This is a genomic window from Pseudomonas sp. HMWF006, from assembly GCF_003061205.1.
Classification (GTDB): Bacteria; Pseudomonadota; Gammaproteobacteria; order Pseudomonadales; family Pseudomonadaceae; genus Aquipseudomonas; species Aquipseudomonas monsensis.
Map to the genome: position 1 here is coordinate 13,050 of NZ_QAIU01000524.1, position 5,515 is coordinate 18,564.

General features: G+C 62.0%; 4 protein-coding genes and 1 pseudogene. All 5 read left to right on the forward strand.

What is annotated here, in order from left to right; all coding sequences use genetic code 11:
- On the forward strand, positions 1-1,301 hold a 1,301-nt coding region (locus DBR24_RS23655; protein WP_256591767.1), incomplete at its 5' end, for a penicillin-binding protein 2.
- On the forward strand, positions 1,301-2,764 hold the full coding sequence (locus DBR24_RS23660) for a UDP-N-acetylmuramoyl-L-alanyl-D-glutamate--2,6-diaminopimelate ligase (RefSeq protein WP_128615949.1): 1,464 nt from the start codon (positions 1,301-1,303) through the stop codon (positions 2,762-2,764). The genes DBR24_RS23655 and DBR24_RS23660, both read left to right, overlap by 1 nt.
- Complete coding sequence (murF, locus tag DBR24_RS23665) at positions 2,757-4,124, forward strand: UDP-N-acetylmuramoyl-tripeptide--D-alanyl-D-alanine ligase (RefSeq protein WP_123463140.1); 1,368 nt, start codon at positions 2,757-2,759, stop codon at positions 4,122-4,124. Before DBR24_RS23660 ends, murF begins: the two co-directional genes overlap by 8 nt.
- Entirely contained in the window at positions 4,124-5,206 is a 1,083-nt protein-coding gene (gene mraY, locus DBR24_RS23670) for a phospho-N-acetylmuramoyl-pentapeptide-transferase (protein WP_015096766.1), read from the forward strand. The genes murF and mraY overlap by 1 nt, the downstream gene beginning before the upstream one ends.
- A gap of 5 nt (positions 5,207-5,211) precedes the next feature.
- Positions 5,212-5,515, forward strand: a pseudogene (murD, locus tag DBR24_RS23675) (UDP-N-acetylmuramoyl-L-alanine--D-glutamate ligase); the annotation flags it as partial.

Consider the following 5,515-nt stretch of genomic DNA (forward strand, 5'->3'; position numbering starts at 1 on the left):
AATTCCGCCGGTTCTACCCGGCCGGTGAGGTCACCGCGCACATGGTCGGCTTTACCGACATTGACGATCACGGGCGCGAAGGCGTTGAGCTGGCCTACGACGAGTGGCTGGCCGGGGTACCGGGCAAACGACAGGTCATCAAGGATCGGCGCGGACGGCTGATCAAGGATGTCCAGGTCACCAAAAACGCCAAGGCCGGCAAGCCCTTGGCGTTGTCCATTGACCTGCGTCTGCAGTATCTGGCCAACCGCGAACTGCGTAACGCCATCATCGAGAACGGTGCCAAGGCCGGTAGCCTGGTGATCATGGACGTGAAGACCGGCGAGATTCTGGCCATGGTCAACCAGCCGACCTACAACCCGAACAACCGGCGCAACCTGCAACCGGCGATGATGCGTAACCGCGCGATGATCGACGTGTTCGAACCGGGTTCGACCATGAAAGCCATCTCGATGAGCGCCGCGATCGAAACCGGCCGCTGGAAGCCGAGCGACACCGTCGAGGTGTATCCGGGTTCGCTGCAGATCGGCAAATACACCATCAAGGACGTGTCGAAGACCGAAGGTCCGGTGCTCGACCTGACCGGCATTCTGATCAATTCCAGTAACGTCGGCATGAGTAAGGTCGCGTTCGATATCGGCGGCGAAACGATTTTCCGCCTCGCGCAGAAAGTCGGCCTCGGCCAGGACACCGGCCTCGGTTTCCCGGGCGAGCGCGTCGGCAACCTGCCGAACTACCGTGAGTGGCGCAAGGCTGAAACCGCAACGCTGTCGTACGGTTATGGTATTTCCGTGACCGCGATCCAGCTGGTGCACGCGTTCTCGGCGCTGGCCAACAACGGTCGTCTGGCACCGCTGACCCTGATCAAAACCGACAAGATGCCGCAGACCACGCAAGTGCTGCCGGAAGCCGTCGCGAAAACCATGCAAGGCATGCTGCAGCAAGTGATCGAAGCGCCGCGCGGCGTGTTCCGTGCGCAGGTGCCGGCGTATCACGTGGCAGGCAAGTCGGGTACTGCGCGTAAGACCTCGGTGGGCACGAAAGGCTACGCGGAAAACTCTTATCGCTCGCTGTTCGCCGGTTTCGGTCCGATGAGCGATCCGCGTTACGCGATTGTTGTGGTGATTGATGAGCCGTCCAAGGCCGGTTACTTCGGTGGTCTGGTTTCCGCGCCGGTGTTCAGCCGTGTGATGTCCGGCACCCTGCGCCTGATGAACGTGACGCCGGACAACCTGCCGACGACGCAACAAGCCAACGCCACCCCGGTCGTTCCGCTGAAAGCCAATGGAGGGCGCGGCTGATGTCATTAAGTCTGAACAAAATATTCCCCCACGCCGGCCACGATCTGTTGATCCGTGAATTGGCGCTGGACAGCCGCAACGTGCGCGCCGGCGATTTGTTCCTCGCGGTGCCGGGCGGCAAATTCGATGGCCGTGCGCACATCGCCGATGCCTTGCAGCGCGGCGCGGCAGCGGTGGCCTATGAAGTGGAAGGCGCCACTGTGCTGCCGATCACCGAAGTGCCACTGATTCCGGTCAAAGGTCTGGCGGCGCAGCTGTCGGACATCGCCGGACGTTTTTACGGCGAGCCGAGCCATCATCTGAACCTGATTGGCGTGACCGGCACCAACGGCAAGACCAGCGTGACCCAATTGGTCGCGCAGGCGCTGGATCTGCTCGGCCAGCATTGCGGCATCGTCGGGACCTTGGGCTCCGGCTTCTATGGCGCACTGGAAAGCGGCCTGCACACCACGCCGAATCCGATCGCCGTGCAAGCGACCCTGGGCGACCTGAAAAAGGCCGGCGCCAAAGCCGTTGCCATGGAAGTCTCGTCCCACGGCCTGGATCAGGGCCGGGTCACGGCGCTGGCGTTCGACGTCGCGGTGATGACCAACCTGTCCCGCGATCATCTGGATTATCACGGCACCATGGAGGCGTACGCCGAGGCCAAGGCCAAGCTGTTCGCCTGGAATGATCTGAAGTGCCGCGTGGTCAACCTCGACGACGATTTCGGTCGGCAACTGGCCGCTGAAAAACGTGAGTCGCGCCTGATCACCTACAGCTTGCTCGACAGCAGCGCTTATCTGTTCTGCCGCGAAGCGCAGTTCGACGACCATGGCGTGCGCGCCACATTGGTGACGCCGCAGGGCGAGCATCATTTGCGCAGCACGCTGCTGGGGCGTTTCAACCTGAGCAACGTACTGGCTGCCGTCGGCGCCTTGCTCGGTCTGGACTACGCCCTCGACGAAATTCTCAAGGTTCTGCCGAAACTCGAAGGCCCGGCCGGTCGCATGCAGCGTCTGGGCGGCGGCACACAGCCGCTGGTGGTGGTCGATTACGCCCACACCCCGGACGCGCTGGAAAAAGTCCTGACGGCATTGCGCCCGCACGTCAAAGGTCAGTTGCTGTGCCTGTTCGGCTGCGGCGGCGACCGTGATCGTGGCAAGCGTCCATTGATGGCCGAAGTGGTCGAGCGTCTGGCCGATCAGGTACTGGTTACCGACGACAACCCGCGCACTGAAGATCCTGCGGTGATTTTCGATGACATCCGCACCGGGTTCACCGCTGTGGATAAAGTCACGTTCGTGGCGGGCCGTGGTCAGGCGATTGCGCAATTGATTGCCGGCGCCTCGGCTGACGACGTGATCGTCCTGGCCGGTAAAGGTCACGAGGACTATCAGGAAATCAACGGCGAGCGCCACGCGTTCTCCGATCTGGTCGAAGCCGATCATGCCCTCACCGCATGGGAGGTGGCCCATGCTTAAGGCCCTGACATTAAGTGAACTGACCAACGTGCTCGATGCACGTCTGATCAGCGGCGATGCGCGTTTCGACGGCGTCAGCATCGACAGTCGCGCGATCAAGCCTGGCCAGCTGTTCATTGCCTTGACCGGTCCGCGTTTCGACGGTCATGACTACCTGAACGATGTTGCCGGCAAAGGCGCTGTCGCTGCCTTGGTCGAACGCGAAGTCGCTGACAGCACCTTGCCGCAACTGCTGGTCAAGGACACCCGTCAGGCCCTCGGTCAGTTGGGTGCATTGAACCGCGCCGCGTTCACTCAGCCGGTCGCCGCCATTACCGGCTCCAGCGGCAAGACCACGGTCAAGGAAATGCTCGCGAGCATCCTGCGCACTCGCGGCGCCGTGCTCGCCACTCGCGGTAATCTGAACAACGACCTGGGCGCACCGCTGACCTTGCTCGAACTGGCCCCGGAACATACCGCGGCCGTGATCGAGCTGGGGGCTTCGCGCCTGGGCGAAATCGCCTACACCGTGGGCTTGACCAAGCCGCACGTGGCGATTCTGAACAATGCCGGCACCGCTCACGTCGGTGAGTTCGGCGGCCCGGAAAAAATCGTCGAGGCCAAAGGCGAGATCATCGACGGCCTGGCGGCTGATGGCGTGGCGGTGCTCAACCTCGACGACAAGGCTTTCGGTATCTGGAAGCTCCGTGCCGGCGGACGCAAGGTGCTGACCTTCTCCCTGGGCAATCCTCAGGCAGACTTTTACGCCAGTGACCTGAGCACCGATGCCCGGGGTTGCCCGGCTTTCAACCTGCATACACCTGAAGGTGTCGAGCATGTTCAGTTGAACCTGCTCGGTACCCATAACGTCGCCAATGCCATGGCCGCCGCCGCTGCCGCCCACGCCTTGGGCGTGTCGCTGTTCGGCATCGCCACCGGGCTGGGTGCCGTGCAACCGGTCAAGGGCCGCACCGTCGCGCAACTGGCGAAAAACGGCATGCGTGTGATTGATGACACTTACAACGCAAACCCCACCTCCATGTGTGCCGCCGTTGATATACTCGCCGGCTTTTCCGGCCGCACCGTTCTGGTGCTCGGGGATATCGGCGAGTTGGGCGATTGGGCGGAGCAGGGGCACCGCGACGTGGGCGAGTACGCCCGGGGCAAGGTTTGCGCACTTTACGCAGTCGGACCGAACATGGTTCACGCCGTAAAGGCATTCGGTGAACAGGCGCATCACTTCGGCACGCAAGCCGAACTGATCCAGGCCCTCGACGCCGAGCAGGACACAAACACCACCATTTTGATCAAGGGTTCGCGCAGTGCAGCGATGGAAAACATCGTTGCGGCTCTGTGCGGGTCCAGTCTGGAGAAACATTAATGCTGCTGCTGCTAGCGGAGTATCTGCAACAGTTCTACAAAGGCTTCGCGGTCTTCCAGTACCTGACCCTGCGCGGGATCCTCGGTGTACTGACCGCGCTGGTTTTGTCGCTGTGCTATGGCCCGTGGATGATCCGCACCCTGCAGAACCGTCAGATCGGTCAATCCGTTCGTAACGACGGTCCGCAATCGCACCTGTCCAAATCCGGTACGCCGACCATGGGCGGTGCGCTGATTCTGTCTTCGATCGGTGTCAGCACCCTGTTGTGGGCTGACTTGAGCAACCGTTACGTGTGGGTCGTGCTGCTGGTGACCCTGCTGTTCGGCGCCATCGGTTGGGTCGACGATTACCGCAAGGTCATCGAAAAGAACTCCCGTGGCTTGCCGAGCCGCTGGAAGTACTTCTGGCAGTCGGTGTTCGGCCTCGGTGCGGCGATCTTCCTTTATATGACCGCTGCCACCCCGGTGGAAACCACCCTGATCCTGCCGATGCTCAAGGATTACAGCATTCCGCTGGGCGCCGGTTTCATTGTGCTGACCTACTTCGTGATCGTCGGTTCGAGCAACGCGGTCAACCTGACCGACGGCCTCGACGGTCTGGCGATCATGCCGACGGTGATGGTCGGCGGTGGCCTGGGCATTTTCTGCTACCTGTCGGGTAACGTGAAATTCGCCGAATACCTGCTGATTCCTTACGTTCCGGGCGCGGGCGAGCTGATCGTGTTCTGCGGCGCGCTGATCGGTGCCGGCCTGGGGTTCCTCTGGTTCAACACCTATCCGGCACAAGTGTTCATGGGCGACGTCGGTGCACTGGCGCTCGGCGCGGCACTGGGCACCATTGCGGTGATCGTCCGGCAGGAAATCGTCCTGTTCATCATGGGCGGCGTGTTCGTGATGGAAACCCTGTCAGTGGTCATTCAGGTTGCCTCCTTTAAGCTGACCGGTCGCCGTGTGTTCCGCATGGCGCCGATTCACCACCACTTTGAACTCAAGGGCTGGCCCGAGCCGCGTGTGATCGTCCGTTTCTGGATCATCACCGTGATTCTCGTGCTGATCGGCCTTGCCACCCTGAAGCTGAGGTAGAACGAGTGTCTCTGATCGCTTCTGACCACTTCCGCATCGTTGTCGGCCTCGGCAAGAGCGGCATGTCCCTGGTTCGCTTCCTGGCGAACCGGGGCGTGGCGTTTGCTGTGGCCGATACGCGGGAGAATCCACCGGAACTGGCCACGCTCAAGCGTGACTATCCGCACGTGGAAGTGCGTTGTGGCGAGCTGGACGTGGAATTCCTGTGCCGTGCCGACGAGCTCTACGTGAGCCCCGGCCTGGCGCTGGCGACCCCGGCCCTGCAAGCCGCTGCGGCGCGAGGCGTGAAACTGTCCGGCGACATCGAGC